The organism is bacterium (genome assembly GCA_035529855.1).
Lineage (GTDB): Bacteria > RBG-13-66-14 > B26-G2 > WVWN01 > WVWN01 > WVWN01.
This window is the reverse complement of record DATKVX010000063.1, coordinates 37912-54334: the sequence shown is the minus strand read 5'-3', so window position 1 is coordinate 54334 and position 16423 is coordinate 37912. Positions and strand designations below refer to the sequence as shown.

Genomic DNA, 16423 nt, shown 5'->3' with positions numbered 1-16423 from the left:
GGGCGTCGTGAACGTCATTACGCGCGGCGTGCCGGCCGAGCCGACGGTGACGTTCGGCGGCAGGTACGGCACTTACAACGGCGTCGGGACCGCGGTCGAGGCGGGGGTGCCTTTCGGCAGGATCGGCGTGACCGGCGGCGGTAATTACCGTCGTTCCGACGGCTTCCGCGGAAACGACGATTACGAAGGCGAAGGCGGGCACCTCAAACTCTCTTACGCGGTAACCGAGGAGGCGACCTTGTCGGCCCGCGGCCAATATCAAACCTCCGAGTTGGGAGTTCCCGGGTCGCTGTCGTTCCCGTCGCCGTCGGCGCGGCAGGATGACGACTTCGCCAGTGTGAACGTAGGTTTCGACGGGGCGTTAGGCGAAGGGTGGTCTGCGGAAGGGCGCGTTTACGGTAAAAACCAGAAACGACACTACGTCGACCCGGCTCCGATACCACCCGTGGACGATACGCACCGCAACGGCGCCGTCGGCGGCCGGGGCGTCGTCTTCCGCCAAATAACGTCTTGGAATCGAGGCGCCCTCGGCGGTGAATGCGAGAGAGAGGCGACCGACAGCACGGCGATAGGCAAACGCGTGGGGATGACGTGGGCCGTTTTCGGCCAAGAGGACCTACGCTTCGACGAGTTGACGACCGTTTTCGGGGTCCGTTACGATTCCTCCGGGATTTACGGCGACGCCGTTTCGCCGCGCCTCGGCCTAAAGTACCGCTTTAACGATTACGTGAGCGCGCGCGCGTCGGGGGGGCGGGGCTTCCGGGCGCCTACCTTCGACGAGCTCTTCTGGCCGGACACTGGTTACGGCCCCGGCAACCCGGACCTTAAGCCGGAGTACTGCTGGTCATACGAGGCCGGGCCGACGTTGCGGTGGGGCCCTTATTTTAAAGTCGACGTGATTTACTTCTATTCTAATTACGACGACCTGATAAGCGGTTGGCCGCCGGACAACGTCTCCCGGGCGTTCATACGCGGCGGCGAGGTCGGCTTCCGGGCGGCGCCGCTGCCCTCGCTGCGGGGGCTGCAGCTCGACGCGACGGCCACCTTCCTCCAGACCAAAGATAGGGAGACGGACGAGCAGCTGGACTATAGGCCGGTACATACCGAGTTCGCCGAGTTGCGCTACCGGCACGACTTCGGCGACGGCGCGTTCGCGCTGACGCCGTCGGTTTCGACGGAACTGGTAGGCCGGCAGCAGTATACCGACTACGACCCGGTAACGTTCGAGCCGTTCAAGGTCTGGCTGGACGCGTACGCGCTTCTGAACGCGCGGCTGGCCTTCAAGGTTTATTACGCGGAGGTCTACGTCGCCGGTAAAAACTTGGCCGATAAGACGTACCAGACGATTTACGATTACCCGATGCCGGGCCGTACTTTGTACGGAGGCGTAACGGTTACGTTGTAGCGGGGGGGATTGACGTGAAGCCGGCCTGCGGGCCGGCTTTTTTGTAGCGGCTAGGCGTATTCTATTTTAATATGTTCGGCGATGCGGCAAACCGTCAAAGCGGTTCTCGCCGCCGCGGCCGTGGCCGCCGCGGGAACGGCGTTTGTTTTATTATACGCGAGATATTCCCCCGGGGAATCGAGCGTGTTCGTCGTCGTCCTGGGTAAGTTGTGGCACCTGGGCCTGTTCCTTTTTTTCTGGTTAGCGGTATACGCCGTAGGCCGCGGCGTCCAAAAGCTCGTCCTCGGTCGTTCGGCCGGACCTCCGGAAATCGCCGTAGCCTTCGGCGTGGTGGCATTCGTGGCCTTGGCGTTCCTTATGTGCGCGGTCCGGTTGGCGTACGTTTGGGTTGCGCGGGGCTTCATAATCTCGGCTGCGGTCGCGGGGGTCGCGATTTTACGGGGCGAATTCGGCCGCGCGCCGGGACGGTTTAGGAAGTGGCTCGGCGATTTGGGGTTATCCACCGCGGCGCTCGTTGCGGGGGTTGCGGTGCTCGCGGCGCCGGTAGCGCTGACCGCGGCCCACCCTCCCACGTACGTCGACGCGTTGGTGTACCACCTCGCCGTTCCCAAGGCGTACGCGGCCGCGCACGGGTTCACGTACCTCGCGTATAACGCCTACGCCTCTATGCCGCTGGGAGGGTCGCTGTTTTACCTCTGGCCTTACTTGTGGGACGGCCTTATCGCCGCCAACGCTTGCCACCTCGTCGCGACGTTGCTCGCGGTCTCGTTGACCTATCGCCTCGCGCGGCGCTGGCTTAGCCAATTCTACGCCGCGCTGGCCGGGGCTTTCGTAATCCTGACGCCGGTCGTTTTTATTTCAATGGGCGGTGCCCAAAACGACCACTTCCTCGTTTTATTCGTAGTCGCCGCCCTTTACGAATATTTTAAAATCGAAGAAACCGGACCGCGAGCGAGGGCGCGCCGCTGCGTATCCGCCGGCCTGTTCGTGGGCGCGGCGCTCGCCGTGAAATATTCGGCCGTCGCCGCGTTGGCGGCTCTCGCGGTAATTTTCTTCTACGATATTTCGCGGAAGCGGGTGCGGCTCCGCGACGGCGTTATTATATTCGCCGTTGCCGTCGCGGTTTTCATACCTTGGTTGGCCAAAGCGTACGTCGAACAGGGCAACCCGGTTTTCCCCGTTTGTTACGACTTTTTCGGCGGCCGCGGTTTTACGCCGGAGCAGGCGGGACGGGTCGCGTCCTGGCTAACGGGTATGGGGCGGGGCCGGGGTTTCTTAGACTACGTACTGTTACCGTACCGGATATCGGTTCAGGCCGGCGCGATGTACGAGGACTTCGCCGGTAAATATTTGCCGTTTCTACTTCCGCTGGCGGCGTTGGGAGCGGTCTTTTTCCGCCGGGGAGGTCGAGTCGTAGCGTTCGGTTGGATTTACCTCGCGGCCTGGGCTTTCGGGCCGCAGCAATTGAGGTTTCTGGACGGCGCGCTTCCGGCGCTTGCGATCGCCGCGGCCGGGGCCCTCGGCGTTGCGGACGGCGCGTATACTACTTGGGTGAGGAGAGCGTCGCGAGCGGTAGTCGCGGCGGCCGTTATTTTCGTAGCGGCGGTCACGGTCGGGCCCGCGGATTTCGCCATGTTGCCGCGTCACCTTTATTTGGGCGGTATGCCTCAACGGGAGTTCCTGCGCCGGTGGGTCGCCTTCTACCGGGCGCAGGAGTTTATGAACGAGCAATTACCGTCGGATGCGAAGGTTTTACTTCTATATTATAACCAGACGCTGTACCTCGAGCGGCCTACCGCGTATGACTCGTTTTTAAACGCGTCCGCGCTACTACTGGCCGCGGAGAAGACCCGCGACGAGGCCGAGCTTTACGACCTCGTCCGGAGCTGGGGCGTGACGCACATCCACGTTTACCAGTACGGCGAACCGCGGCTCGAGGGGTTTTATTCGGCGGAGGCGGTCGAACGGGTGCACGCGTTCGCATCCCGCTTCGGCGTCGTGTTGTACGAGGACCCTTACGGTAAGGTTTACGAGTTGATATAGGCGGCCGGAAGGCCGGTATTTATGGATTTTGACGTAAAGAGGGCGTTGCCGTTAGCGGCCGTGGTGGCCGTTTGCGCGTTATTCGTGGCGTTGAGCGTCGCGGCGCCGCGGGAGGGGCTCAACGCTTTCGACGTACTCGCCGGCAAGTTGTGGCATCTCGCGCTCTTCCTCGTTTTCTGGTTGGCGGTGTACGCATTAGGGCGGGGCGCCGTGAAGTTACTATTCGGGCGTTCGGCGTGGCCGCCGGACCTCGTATGGGCGTTAGGCGTCGCGGCGGCGGTCGTATCGGCGTTTGGGTTATGCGCCGTCGGCCTGGCGTACGGTTGGTTGGCGAAAGCGCTGGTAATCATAGCGGCGGCGGCGGGCGTAGTTCTTTTGAGGAAAGAGCTCGCGCGCGTTCCCGGAAGGGTAAGGCGGTGGCTGGCCGAGATGGAGACGTCGTCGGCGGCGTTGGTCGTCGGGACCGCGGCGCTGGCGCTGCCGATCGCGCTTAACGCGGCCGTACCGGCGTTTTACTGGGACGCGCTCACGTACCACCTGGCCGTGCCGAAGGCGTACGCCGACGCTCACGGTTTTATTTATATGCCGTATAACGTGTACGCGTCGATGCCGATGGGGGGCTCGCTGTTCTATCTGTGGCCCTATTTGTGGGACGGCCTTATTACGGCCAAGGCTTCCCACCTCGTCGCGACCGTACTGGCCTTGTCGTTGACGTACCGGCTGGCGCGTATTTGGCTGAGCCAGTTTTATGCGGCGTTGGCGAGCGCCTTCGTAATGCTGACGTCGCCGGTGATGGTGGTCATCGGCGGCGCGCACAACGACCACTTCCAGATCCTGTTTACGGTCGCGGCGCTCTATGTTTATTTTAAATGGGCTGGGGGCGGGGAAGCGGCGCCGAAGCGGGCGTGGCTCGCGCTGGGGATATTCGTAGGCGCGGCGCTGGCGGTGAAGTACTCGGCGTACGCCGTCGTCGCCGCGTTCGTGCCTATCTGGGTATATGACGTAATAAGGAAGCGGGTCCGGCCGTCCTGGGTTGTGAAGGCGGCGGCCGTCGCGTTAGTAATGGTCTTGCCGTGGCTGGTCAAGGCGTTGGTAGAGCGCGGCAGCCCGGTTTTCCCGCTGTTCTACGATCTTTTGGGGGGCCGGGGCTTTACGGCGGAGCAGGCCGAACGCCTGATGGCGTGGCAATTCGGTATGGGGAAGGGGCGGGGGATTATGGATTTAATCCTCTTGCCGTACCGCGTTTCGGTCGAAGCGGACGTTGGGTACAAAGAATTCTCCGGCATATATCTGCCGTTCTTGCTGCCGCTGGCGGCCTTGGCGGCCTTGTTTTTCAGGCGCGGGGGGCGCCTGGTGGCGTACGGTTGGTTATACCTTGTAGCGTGGTTTTTCGGGCCGCAGCAGCTTCGTTTCCTCGGCGCCGCGCTCCCGGCGTTGGCGGCCGCCGCGGCGGGGGTCCTCGCCGCCGCGGAAGGGCGATGGGGCGGCTGGCCGCGACGGCTTTGGCGGTCGTTTATAATCGTCGGCCTGTATTTGGTCAGCGTTCCCTTTTTCGCGGGCGCTTTACTAAGCGCGACGGCCAACTACACGTATTTATTCGCCCCGGACCGCGACAAGTTTTTACGCACCCGCGTCGGCTTCTTCGCGGCCCAGGAGTTCATCAATAAAGAGCTCGCGCCGGACGCCAAGGTCTTAATGGTATTCACCAATCACACGTTGTACCTGGAGCGCGACGCGGCGTACGACTCGTTCCTCGAGGCGTCGGCGTTGCTCCTCGCGGCGGAGAAGGCGAAGGACGGCGCCGAGCTGTACGCGCTGGCGCGGGAGTGGGGGTGCGGGTACGTTCATATTTACCACTCGTTCGAGCCCAAAGTTTGGCCTTACTACGCGCCGCGCGCGCGCGACGTTTTTTACGACTTCGTGCGACGGTACGGCGTTTTGATATACCAGGACCGCCTTAACGAAGTGTACGAACTAGTCGGAGGCGAACGGTGAGGAAGTACTTGTGGCTCGTCGTGGCGGTTGTCGCGGCCGGCCCGTTCCTGGCGTTAAACGCCGTCGTGCCCCACATTTACCGCAATATGGTCGGTGCGCTGTTGCCGAAGATGTGGCACCTGCTTCTCTTCGGCGCGCTGTGGCTCGCCGCGTACTTCGCCGGCAAAGCGGTATTGAAATTATTGCGCTATCCTCCCGAAATCCCGCCCGAGTTGGCGATAGCGGCCGGCGCGGTCGTTTTCAGCCTGGCGGCCTTCGGCCTCGCGGCGGTCCATCTGGCGTACGGTTTTATAGTCAAAGCGGTTGTAATCGCGGTCCTGGTGCTCGGCTTCTATCCGTGGGCGCGGCGTCTTCGGGCCGCGCCGACGCGCGCCCGGCGTTGGCTTGCGGAGCTCGAGCCGGGGCCGGCGGCCTGGATATTCTTCGCCGGCTTGCTGGCGTTTCCGCTCGCCCTGGCCGCGGTGCAGCCGCCGTTGTACTGGGACGCGCTCACGTACCACCTGGCCGTGCCCGAAAAGTACGCGGCGGCGCACGGCTTTATCTATCTCCCGTACAACACCTATTCGTCGATGCCGTTGGGAGCGACGATGTTTTACCTGTGGGGGATGTTGTGGGACGGGTTGACGTGCGCTAATGCCTCGTACTTCGCCGCGTCGCTGGTCGTCGTCGCCCTCGTATACCGGCTCGCGCGGTTCTGGCTGCCGCAGTTTTACGCCGCGGCGGCGGCGTTCCTGGTGTTCTTTACGCCCGTATTCTTCGTCGTTATGCCCGGGGCGCACGTGGACCATTTTCTGATGTTGTACGTCGTCGCCGCGCTGTACGCGTACTTCTTGCCGGGGCTCGCCGGCGACGCGAGGCCGCCGCGGCGTGCTTTGGCGGTCGGGATATTTTTGGGCGCGGCGCTCGCGGTCAAGTATACGTCGATTTACGTTCTGGGCGCGTTTACGCCGATTTTAATTTATGACCTCGTCCGCCGGCGCCTCCGGTGGCGCGACGCCGCGGTCATACTGGCGGTCGGGTTTGCGTTCGTCGTGCCGTGGCTCGTCAAAGCGTACGTCGAGAGGGGGAGCCCTCTGTTTCCGCTTTTTTACGATGTTCTGGGAGGCCGCGATTTCTCGCGGGTGCAGGCGGAACACCTCGTCTTGTGGCAGCACGGCATGGGGGCCGGCAGGAGCTGGTGCGACTACCTGCTGCTGCCGTACCGGATCTCGGTTAGGGCGGATTTCGATTACGGATATTTCGCCGGCCTGTATTTGCCGTACCTTTTGCCGCTGGCCGCGGTGGCGGCGTTGGCGTTCCGGCGCGCGGGCCGGCTCGTCGCGTTCGCGTGGGCGTTCGTGGCGTGTTGGTCGTTGGGGCCGCAGCAGCTTCGCTTTTTAGACGGCGGCCTCGCCGCGCTGGCCGTCGTCGCCGCCGGCTCGTTAGCGGCCGTCGAACGGGCGTGGGGCGCGGCCGCCCGGGGCGTGTGGCGCGCGGGCGTCGTCGTCCTTATAATATTTACCGGTTTGGCGTACAACGTGGGCGGCGTCTTACATACGCTGGAGGGGTTCGACTACCTCGCGGGGGAAAGTCGGGAACGGTTCTTGGAAACCAAGTGCGGCTTCTACCTCGCGCAAAAGTTTATTAACGAGAAAACGCCGCCGGATGCCAAGGTCCTGATGATATTTACGAACCACACCCTATACCTCGAGCGAGAGGCCGTGTACGATTCTTTCTTTGAAACCTCGGCGTTTTTATTGGCGGCGGAGAAAGGCGCCGACGCCGCGGGGCTTTACGAGCTCGCTCGTCGGTGGGGTATAACGCACGTACACATCTTCCATATGTTCGAGAAGAAGGCTTGGCCTTACTACAGCAAACATACCAAGAACGCCTTCTACGAGTTCATCGAAAAATACAATAAATCTGTATACCGGGACCCGCTGAACGACGTGTACGAACTATCCGCGGCGGAATAATAGCTTGCGAAAAAGCACGGTTTATCCTATGATGATGCGTTATTATTTTCACAGTCTGGCGCGGTTCGCGAAGCCCGAGAGGAGTCGATTATGGCCGACGATTATGGCCTAAGCAGTTTAGGACTCAAGACTGATAAAAGCATATACCGTAATCTATCGGCGCCGGTTTTGGCGGAGATGGCGCTTTGCCGCGGGGAAGGGCAATTGGCCGGCAACGGCGCGTTGTTTGTGCGGACCCCGGACCGTACCGGTCGGTCCCCCAACGATAAGTTTATGGTGCGGGACCCGGCCACCGAAAAGGATATTTGGTGGGGTAAAGTCAACGTCGAAATGGAACCGGAGACGTTCGACAAACTGTATACGAAAGTTGCGGCGCACCTTTCCCAAAGGGACCTGTTCGTATTCGACGGTTTCGTCGGCGCCGACCCTACGTATTCTTACGGCGTGCGGATCGTGACCGAGAAGGCGTGGCATTCGCTTTTCGCCCGAACCCTTTTTCGCCGGCCCACGCCGCAACAATTGGCGACCCATAAAGCGGATTTTACGGTGGTGAACGCCTGCGATTTCCACGCCGACCCGGAGGCGGACGGCGTTCGCTCGTACGTCGTCGTAGCGGTAGATTTAAGGAAGAACATCATCCTCATAACCGGCACTCATTACGGCGGCGAAATAAAAAAGAGTATTTTCACGATAATGAATTACCTTTTGCCGGCCCGCGACGTATGCCCCATGCACTGCTCGTGCAACGTCGGCGCGGACGGCGACGCGGCTTTATTCTTCGGCCTTTCCGGGACGGGGAAGACGACTCTCTCCGCCGACCCCAAGCGGCGACTCGTAGGCGACGACGAGACCGGCTGGAGCGACGACGGGTGTTTCAACTTCGAGGGCGGTTGCTACGCGAAGGTTATCCGCCTTTCGGCGAAAGACGAGCCGCAGATATATAACGCCATCAGGTTCGGCTCGCTTCTGGAGAACGTTATCGTCGACCCGGAGACGCGGGCCATCGATTACGACGACGGCAGTATTACCGAGAATACCCGGGCGACGTATCCGGTGGAATATATCCCCAACTGCATAACGGAGGGCATCGCCGGGCAACCGCGGAACGTCTTCTTCCTCGCCGCCGACGCCTTCGGCGTCCTGCCCCCCATATCCAAGCTTACGCCCGAGATGGCGATGTACCATTACCTCTCGGGCTACACGGCGAAGCTCGCCGGCACCGAGGCCGGTATCGACGAGCCGCAGGCTACGTTCAGCGCCGCGTTCGGCGCTCCCTTCCTGCCTCGTCACCCCACGGTATACGCGACGCTGATAGGCAAACGCATCGCGAAGCACAAGACGAATTGCTGGCTCGTTAATACCGGATGGAGCGGCGGCCCGTACGGCGTCGGCGACCGTATGGCTATCGGCGTTACGCGGGGCCTGTTGTCCGCGGCCATCGAGGGCGTTCTGGAGAAGCAAGAGTTCGTGCCGGACCCCCTGTTCCAGGTCCTGGTTCCGAAGGAGTGCCCGGGCGTTCCCACGGAGGTATTGTGGCCTAAAAATACGTGGAAGGACAAAGCCGCGTACGATGCCAAAGCCCTCGAGCTCGCGAAGCGCTTCGCCGACAATTTCAAGCAATTCGAGGATATGGCGAGCGACGACGTGAAGGCCGCGGGCCCGAAGGTTTAGGAAACTTTTACAGCTAGTAAAAAGGCCGCGCCTCGGGCGCGGCTTTTAAATTTAACCGGGTTACTATTCAGCGGCGGCCGGCCTCCGGTTCAGTTTTTCTTTCATCTGCTTCCCGGGTATAAATTTTACGCGGCGGGTGGGGGCGATTACGATTTCGGTATTGGTGCTCAGGTCGCGCGCTACTTTCCTTTTGGTACGGCGGACTTTAAACACGCCGAAGCCGCGTATCTCCGTTTTTTCTCCCGCGGCCAGCGCCGATTTTATCTCGGCTAGTAGCTGGTCGATGACCGCGACGGCGCGCTTGTGCGTTATGCCCGTGCGGAGCGCTACTTTAGCGGCGATTTCTTTTTTCGTCATTATATTTCCCGTTTAAGGCGTTACGAGTGAATCGCCGTGTAGAGTTGCCGGAACTCTTCGTTGGTTATCAGCGCTTTATTCACGAGGTGGTACGTCTCCAGTAGTTTATCGGTCTTGCGCATTCTCTTGGAAAATACTTCGGCCACGGCCAGCAGTAGTTTTACCCCTAACGACGGGTCCCTTTCGACGATTATTTTGAACGTTGCCCGGGGTAGGGCCAGTAGGACGCAATCTTCCAAGGCGGTGGCGGACGCGGAACGCGGATACTCGTCGATGAGCGACATTTCGCCGAAGCAATCACCGGTACCGAATTCAGCGAAAGCTATTTCATTGTCGTCGAAGACGCGGTATACTTTTATCCGGCCGCTTTTAATTATGTACATTTCGTTGCCGGCGCTCCCCGCCTCGAAGACGGTTTCGCCGTTTTTCAATCGGACTTCCGTTGTATCACTTAACACCCGTTGCGAATCTTCGGGCGAGAGATACTTGAATATCTCGATATTTTTTATCTTGTCGTTATCTTCCATAAGCGTTCTACCTGTTCCCTTTTTGTTAATACGGTCTTTTCTATCATAATCCGCCTACGATGCGCAACTAAAAAATTGCGGCCGCCTGTAACCGTCGGCGGATACGTCTTGCCCGGGCGAAGGTGATTGTAGCGGCGACGGCTTTACGTTATAATCGCGGCGTGGAAATTTTAACTACTACAGCTCTACTGTTATGGTCTTTTAAAGCCGGCGCGCCGGCGGACGCGCCGCCCCTGGTAGCGGAGGGCCGCGTATATTACGCCGCCGCGGACAAGAAGCTCTACGCGTTGCGTTTGGAGGACGGCGAAAAGCTTTGGTCGCGCCGTTTTAAAGCGCCGTTGCCCGAGGGGCCCGTTTTCGAGGGCGGCGTCGTTTACTTGTACGTCCCGTACCCTGAAGGCCGGATTTACGCCGTGCGCGCCGCGGACGGTAAAAACGTCTGGCGGGAACGGGCCGGCCCGGGCGTGGTAAAGGCCGCGGTAGGCGAACGCGCCCTCGCCGTAGGTTACGGCCAGGCCGTCGTTTTTTACGACCGTTTGTCGGGCGCGGAGGAGGGTAGGGTGCAATTCGACGAGCGCGTCGTGGGCGCGGCGTACGCCGACGGCGGGGCGTTTTTAGTTTGGACCGGGGGCGGTTACGTAGCGGCGTGTAAGCCCGGTGTGAGTGAACCCATATGGGTCTTACGGGCCGCCGCGGGCGGCGTTTACGTCAGCGCGGCCGCCGGGCGGGCGTACGCGGCCGCGGCCTCGGGCGAACTGGCCGCGTACGATTTGCTCACCGGCGACGAATATTGGCGTGCCGAGTTCGACGAACCTTTGGCCGGGCCGGCGGTCGCCGGCGGCGACGTATTATTCGTTCCCGGCCGGCGTACGGTCTTTGCCTGTGACGGCCTAACGGGGGAGGTCCTTTGGACCTTTGAGCCGGGGGGCAACGTAGTGGGCGTTGCCGCTCATCGCGGGCGGGCCGTCGTGGCTTGCGAGGACGGCCGGGTGTACGCCGCGACGGCGGAGGGGGGGGAGGAACTATTTAAGTTGGAAGATTATGCGGCTACTGCGCCGGCGGTCTCGGCGAATTCGATTTTAGTCGCTGACGGTAAAAAACGTTTATGGTGCTTCAAATTAGAGTAAGTATCGGCGTCCGGGGGCGGCAAAAAATGACTTGACACCGTGGGGGGTGTGTGGTAGTGTTTCGAAAAATAGCGCAAACGGGCACGGCCGTCAAACGGCTTGGTGGCCAGAGAGTAATGACGACGGAGCTCAAAGCCTTCATTCCTACCCAGGAGGGTGAAAAGCGATGAGGCTGAAGAAGGGATATATTTTATTAGCGGCCTTCGGCGTTGCTATCGGCGTTACGGCGTTCTTCCTCGCGGCTTGCGAAGAAGACGTACCCGATACGACGAGGCCTAAAGTCGAATACAACGACCAGACCTTCTCGCTCTTGGTCTGCGACGGTAACGGCAACGACCCGGCCGGTTGGGACCACGACGGCGCTGCGGTATGTACGTTGGACTGGAACGGCGACGGCTCGGGCTCCAACCGCGTTCCGGTAACGTACGTCTACGACCGGTATCCGCTTATTGACGGCGTCGCCGAGAATCTAAGCGGTAAGGTAGCCAAGGCCGGCGATTACTGGTTGTGGGAGACGACCCCGTGGACGGTTATCAAGACCGCCCCCGTAATCGGCAAAGGTAGCGGCGTGAAGGAGGTTTGGGTCAAGGCCCTCTACACGTACGTCAATCCGCCGCGGATTTGGTTCTTCTTCCGCTGGGAAGACCCGAGCCACTCTATACAACCGGTACAACCGAAATCGGAACGCGGTACGGTAGGAGCGCCCGGAGGCACCCATCATTATTACTGGTATCAGAAGGGCGGCTTCCCCATCCCGAGCGACGGCTTTACGAATAACCGTCAATGGGAATCGCACGAGGATTGGATCGCGCTGGTGTGGTCGACGTGGTTCTTGCGGAATACTGTGAACGCCAAGCAGCCCGCTGACCCTGAAGGTTACGATTGGCAGTTGGTGGAGACGGTTCCCGGTTTCCAAGCGAAGGGGATAGAGCTCTTGAAGGGGAGCGGGAACGTCGTATACAAGACGCCGAAAGTCGACACCAACAAACCGCCTTATGACCAGGTCGGTTACCCCGGACCAGTCTGTGACCTCTGGTTTTTCAGCGCTTCCAGGTCTAACTACACCGCGGCCGGCGGTTGGCTGGATAACGAGGCGGCGTACCTGTTCGATTGCCGCATAGACAGTAAAGGCTTCAATTACCCGCCGGTAGGGTCGAACACGAATCCGGAATCGCTCGACGAGTGGCTCACGTTCGACAGCGGCATCGTCGGCGTAACGCGGAACGGCGGGGTCGGCGGGTCTCCCGAACGACAGGCGGTCAGCGACCCGCAATCTAATCCCCCGGGCGCGTACTACATATGGCGCGCGTCGGATACGGCGCCCATATTCGGGCAGGCCGCTCCCTGGATCAAAACGGGCGGCGCCCGCATCCCCGGTTATATGAATCTCCCGGCCTTAGGTTCCGTAGCCGACATAATCTGCCGCTGCCAGTGGCAGCAGCCCAACCGCGAAGCTTACGAGCCGTGGGAAGGTGAACGCACTACCAAAGACCCGCAAAAACAGGCGGAAAGGCTAAAGAAAAACGTCTACGGCAAGGATTGGAACTACACGCTCGAGATAATGCGGGATATCGGGAACATAACGAAGATCGACCCGGGAGAGGACGTTCTGCTGGGGCTCTTCAACCCGCACCCGGGCGAGTAAGGGTTGCCCGAGCCGGACATCGTACTTGACGTTAACGCCCCCGCTCGGCGCCGCGCCCGGGCGGGGGCTTTGCCGGAAAGTAAATAAGCGACGGGAGTTGCGTTATGTCCAATATGTGGGCCGCGGTGGTGGAGATAGGCTTTCTGGGCTGGGTCGGGTCCACTATCGGCTTCATCTTCCGCGCCATAAGCAAAGAGAACAAGTTCGTAAGCAGGAAAGCTTTGTTCTGGGGCGTACTCATCGCGGTCTTCTACACGCTCTGGATCGTGGGGCTGGTCAACGCGTAAGCCGTTCTCGATTCCTAAAAAATGACTAAACGAAAGCCGGGTTTATCCCGGCTTTTCGTATAGGCGGCGGCGGCGGCGGCGGCGGCGGTCGTTTCCTTTCGGGTTTATACGACTGGAAAAAGCTCGGCCCCGGGGGAACGTCGGCGTGAGCATCTTCAACCCGGGCGCGGCGTTTGACGTATACGCCTTACCCGGCGGCGATGTTATTTAGCTAAACGCGGTAAAAAATACCTATTCGTGTATAATTTCACTTGCGGCGCGAGGTGTTTTCGCGTATAATAAACCCCCGTTTCGGTAACCGTTCTTTGCTGGCCCAATTAAAATTAGGAGAGGCTATGGTCGAAATAAAAGAGCTTGAAGAGACAAGCCGCAAGATCCGGCGCGACATAATGGTCATGCTCGCCGAGGCGGGTTCGGGCCATTCCGGCGGGTCGCTCTCGGCGGTCGAGGTCCTGGTCTCGCTCTACTGGGACATCCTGAAGCACGACCCGGAAAACCCGGATTGGGAAGAGCGCGACTGGTTCGTACTGTCCAAGGGCCACGCGTGTCCGGTTTTGTACGCCGTAATGGCCGCCCGGGGGTACTTCCCGCGGAAGACGCTGTGGACGCTGCGTAAGTTGGATTCCATACTACAGGGGCACCCGCACCGCCTGAAAACTCCCGGCGTCGAATTTTCGACCGGGTCGCTAGGGCAGGGTCTTTCGCTCGCCGCCGGCGCGGCTATGGGCCTTAAGCGCCAGGGTATGCCCAACAGCGTTTTCGTCCTGACGGGCGACGGCGAACAGAACGAAGGCTCGATATGGGAGGCCGGCATGACGGCGGCCCACTACCGCCTCGATAACCTGTGCGCCATCTGCGACCGCAACTACCTGATGATCGACGGCAATACCGAGGAGGTTATGGGCCTCGACCCGCTTCCGGAAAAATGGCGGGCGTTCAACTGGCAAGTGATCGAAATTGACGGCCACGACCTCCGGCAGGTGACGTACGCCTACCAACGGTTCCTCCTGGAGAAGAATCGCCCCACTATGGTCATCGCCAATACCATTAAAGGCAAGGGCGTTTCGTTCATGGAGAACCTGGCCGATTGGCACGGGGCGTCGCCGAAGAAGGGCGAGCAGGTGCAGCAAGCGCTCGCCGACCTCGGTTTTAAGGCGCCTTGGGAAGAATACAAGAAGCACGATTTCGATTGGGTTGGCTAGCGATCATTTAATATATCAGTCGAGGAGACGACGATGGGCGGCATACGCGAAGATGCACATTTAGTTGATTACCGTAAGGGCGTCGACATGGTGCCGAGCCGCGACGGCTACGGCCACGGCCTGTTGTGGCTGTGCGAGCACGACGACCGCGTCGTGGTGTGCGACGCCGATTTGGCGAAATCCACCCGGACCGTCTGGGTGCGCGATAAATTCCCCGAGAAATTTGTCGATTTCGGCATCGCCGAGCAGGATATGCTGGCGGAGGCGGGCGGCATGTCGCGGACGGGCCTGGTGCCGTTCGTGACCACGTACGGGATCTTCGTTGCCGGCCGGGCGTGGGACCAGATCCGCACGTCGATCTGCTACGGCGGCTTGAACGTTAAGATCGGCGGGGCGCACGGCGGCATATCGGTGGGGCCTGACGGGCCGACGCACCAATCGCTGGAGGAAATACCGCTGATGCGGGTCCTGCCCGGTATGACGTTAATCGTACCGACGGACGCTATTGAGGCGCAGAAGGCGACGATATGGGCCGCTTCGCATGAGGGGCCGGTATACTTGCGTTTCGGCCGCGAGGGGGTGCCGGTCATCACGACGGAGGAGACGCCCTTTACGGTGGGCCGGGCGGAGGTCTATCGCGACGGCGGCGACGTCGCCATCGTGGCCTGCGGGCCGCTGGTCTACGAGGCGTTGGCGGCCGCCGATAAGCTCGAGAAGGAGGGCGTCGACGCCCGCGTCATAAATTGCCACACCGTGAAACCTCTCGACGTCGATACGCTGCTTACGGCCGCGAAGGAGTGCGGGGCCATCGTAACCGCCGAGGAGGCGCAGGTCTACGGCGGCCTGGGTGGCGCCGTCGCGGAGGTTATTTCCCAACGTCACCCGGTGCCGATGCGAATCGTCGGCATCGAGGACGTGTTCGGCGAATCGGGCAGCCCGCGCGAGTTGCTCGACCGGTACGGCATGAACTCGGGCAATATCGTGGCCAAGGTCAAAGAAGTCCTCGAGATGAAGAAATAATCCGCGAGGCGCAGCGATACCATCACGAAGCCCGGTACCCGCCGGGCTTTTTTTACCTTTTTGGAAATGTCCGGTTCTGATATTATTTAACGGCATGGAGAACGTGGGCGAAGGCGGAAGAGAGATAGCGCGGTCGAGCGGGGAAGCGCCGTTGGTTTCGGTCGTCGTCCCTTGTAGGAACGAGGAGGCTTTTATCGCGAAGGCCGTCGGGTCCGTCCTCGCAAACGAATGGCCGGGTGACCGGTTGGAAGTTCTTGTCGTCGACGGGATGAGCGCCGACGGTACGCGGGATATAATAAAGGAAATCGCAACCCGCGACGCTCGCGTAAGATTAGTCGATAATCCCGATTTATTCGCCGGTAGCGCGATGAAGGTCGGGTTGGCGGCTGCGCGCGGCGACTACGTCGTACGCGTCGACGCCCACGCCGAAATCCCGCCCCAGTACGTCACGACGGGCGTGGGAATCCTTGAGCACCACCCCGAGATATGGGCCGTGGGCGGGCCGGTCGACCGGGTCGCCGCCGGCGAGGAAGGCCGGCTGGTAGCGGCGGTTAATAGCAATATATTCGCGACCGGGAATACGCCGGTTCGCGTAGGCCGCGCCGAGGGGCCGGTCGACGCCGTCTTATATCCCGTATGGCGGCGGGACGTTTTCGACCGGGTGGGGGATTTCGACGAGTCGCTGGTACGCAACCAGGACGACGACTTCCACTATCGCATCCGCGAGGCGGGGGGCGTAATTTACCAAACGCAAAAAATGAGGGCGAAGTACTACGTTCGCGGTTCGGTTCGGCAGCTTTTGCGGCAGTACAACCAATATGCTTTTTGGAAAATGGCCGTGGCGAAGAAGCACGGCCGCTTTATCGATTGGAAGCCGCTCGTGCCGCCGGCGTTCTTTGCGGCTTTAGCCATAACGGCAGCGGGGGGATTCGTTACGCCGTACCTTTGGCTTGTGAGCGGGGCGTTGGCGGCGGCATATATAATAGCGGACGTGGCGGCGTCGGCCGCCGTGGCTGCCAAGACCGGCTTGCGGAATTTTTTCAAGGCTTCGGCGATTTTCCCTGTTTTTCACCTGAGGTACGCGCTGGGGATCGTTGCCGGGATATGGTGCTTTTACGTACGCGGTTTTTCGCCCGCGGAAACCGCGCGGCGCGGTATCTTTAACCGGCTGACGCGTTGAAGGGGCGTC

At 60.8% G+C, this 16423-nt stretch carries 13 protein-coding genes; 11 read left to right on the top strand and 2 right to left on the bottom strand.

Annotation, left to right across the window (positions count from 1 at the left end; translation table 11 throughout):
* From VMX79_06920 to pckA, 5 genes are all read left to right on the top strand, one after another.
* A partial coding sequence (locus VMX79_06920) for a TonB-dependent receptor (GenBank protein HUV86828.1) occupies nucleotides 1-1405 on the top strand: 1405 nt, incomplete at its 5' end.
* A gap of 81 nt (nucleotides 1406-1486) precedes the next feature.
* A complete protein-coding gene (locus VMX79_06915; GenBank protein HUV86827.1) occupies nucleotides 1487-3448 on the top strand; it encodes a glycosyltransferase family 39 protein in 1962 nt (653 codons plus the stop codon).
* 21 nt (nucleotides 3449-3469) lie between these two features.
* Nucleotides 3470-5443 (top strand): glycosyltransferase family 39 protein, encoded by a 1974-nt coding sequence (locus VMX79_06910; protein ID HUV86826.1) that lies wholly within the window; start codon nucleotides 3470-3472, stop codon nucleotides 5441-5443.
* On the top strand, nucleotides 5440-7398 hold the full coding sequence (locus VMX79_06905) for a glycosyltransferase family 39 protein (GenBank protein ID HUV86825.1): 1959 nt from the start codon (nucleotides 5440-5442) through the stop codon (nucleotides 7396-7398). Before VMX79_06910 ends, VMX79_06905 begins: the two co-directional genes overlap by 4 nt.
* A 90-nt stretch (nucleotides 7399-7488) precedes the next feature.
* Entirely contained in the window at nucleotides 7489-9069 is a 1581-nt protein-coding gene (gene pckA / locus VMX79_06900) for a phosphoenolpyruvate carboxykinase (ATP) (protein HUV86824.1), read from the top strand.
* Nucleotides 9070-9132: 63 nt separating this feature from the next.
* Here the strand turns inward: pckA and VMX79_06895 are convergent, their stop codons facing one another.
* Nucleotides 9133-9426: an HU family DNA-binding protein gene (locus tag VMX79_06895; protein ID HUV86823.1), complete on the bottom strand. Its 294-nt coding sequence runs from the start codon at nucleotides 9424-9426 to the stop codon at nucleotides 9133-9135.
* A gap of 20 nt (nucleotides 9427-9446) precedes the next feature.
* The gene (locus VMX79_06890) at nucleotides 9447-9953 is read right to left on the bottom strand and encodes a cyclic nucleotide-binding domain-containing protein (protein HUV86822.1); all 507 of its coding nucleotides are present in this window, start codon (nucleotides 9951-9953) and stop codon (nucleotides 9447-9449) included.
* Between the two features lie 122 nt (nucleotides 9954-10075).
* Here VMX79_06890 and VMX79_06885 point away from each other — a divergent pair, with 122 nt between their 5' ends.
* From VMX79_06885 to VMX79_06860, 6 genes are all read left to right on the top strand, one after another.
* On the top strand, nucleotides 10076-11080 hold the full coding sequence (locus tag VMX79_06885) for a PQQ-binding-like beta-propeller repeat protein (GenBank protein ID HUV86821.1): 1005 nt from the start codon (nucleotides 10076-10078) through the stop codon (nucleotides 11078-11080).
* 166 nt (nucleotides 11081-11246) lie between these two features.
* Nucleotides 11247-12725, top strand: coding sequence for a hypothetical protein (locus tag VMX79_06880; protein HUV86820.1), 1479 nt, complete (start codon nucleotides 11247-11249; stop codon nucleotides 12723-12725).
* 104 nt (nucleotides 12726-12829) lie between these two features.
* Nucleotides 12830-13012: a hypothetical protein gene (locus tag VMX79_06875; GenBank protein HUV86819.1), complete on the top strand. Its 183-nt coding sequence runs from the start codon at nucleotides 12830-12832 to the stop codon at nucleotides 13010-13012.
* Between the two features lie 335 nt (nucleotides 13013-13347).
* Nucleotides 13348-14214, top strand: coding sequence for a transketolase (locus tag VMX79_06870; protein HUV86818.1), 867 nt, complete (start codon nucleotides 13348-13350; stop codon nucleotides 14212-14214).
* 33 nt (nucleotides 14215-14247) lie between these two features.
* Complete coding sequence (locus VMX79_06865; protein HUV86817.1) at nucleotides 14248-15234, top strand: transketolase C-terminal domain-containing protein; 987 nt, start codon at nucleotides 14248-14250, stop codon at nucleotides 15232-15234.
* 103 nt (nucleotides 15235-15337) lie between these two features.
* Nucleotides 15338-16414: a glycosyltransferase family 2 protein gene (locus VMX79_06860; protein ID HUV86816.1), complete on the top strand. Its 1077-nt coding sequence runs from the start codon at nucleotides 15338-15340 to the stop codon at nucleotides 16412-16414.
* Nucleotides 16415-16423 lie beyond the last annotated feature (9 nt).

Coding starts and splice junctions, on each gene's coding strand:
- VMX79_06895 (HUV86823.1), bottom strand. CDS start 9,426: ATGACGAAAAAAGAAATCGCCGCTAAAGTAGCGCTCCGCACGGGCATA.
- VMX79_06875 (HUV86819.1), top strand. CDS start 12,830: ATGTCCAATATGTGGGCCGCGGTGGTGGAGATAGGCTTTCTGGGCTGG.
- pckA (HUV86824.1), top strand. CDS start 7,489: ATGGCCGACGATTATGGCCTAAGCAGTTTAGGACTCAAGACTGATAAA.
- VMX79_06910 (HUV86826.1), top strand. CDS start 3,470: ATGGATTTTGACGTAAAGAGGGCGTTGCCGTTAGCGGCCGTGGTGGCC.
- VMX79_06865 (HUV86817.1), top strand. CDS start 14,248: ATGGGCGGCATACGCGAAGATGCACATTTAGTTGATTACCGTAAGGGC.
- VMX79_06890 (HUV86822.1), bottom strand. CDS start 9,953: ATGGAAGATAACGACAAGATAAAAAATATCGAGATATTCAAGTATCTC.
- VMX79_06870 (HUV86818.1), top strand. CDS start 13,348: ATGGTCGAAATAAAAGAGCTTGAAGAGACAAGCCGCAAGATCCGGCGC.
- VMX79_06880 (HUV86820.1), top strand. CDS start 11,247: ATGAGGCTGAAGAAGGGATATATTTTATTAGCGGCCTTCGGCGTTGCT.
- VMX79_06915 (HUV86827.1), top strand. CDS start 1,487: ATGCGGCAAACCGTCAAAGCGGTTCTCGCCGCCGCGGCCGTGGCCGCC.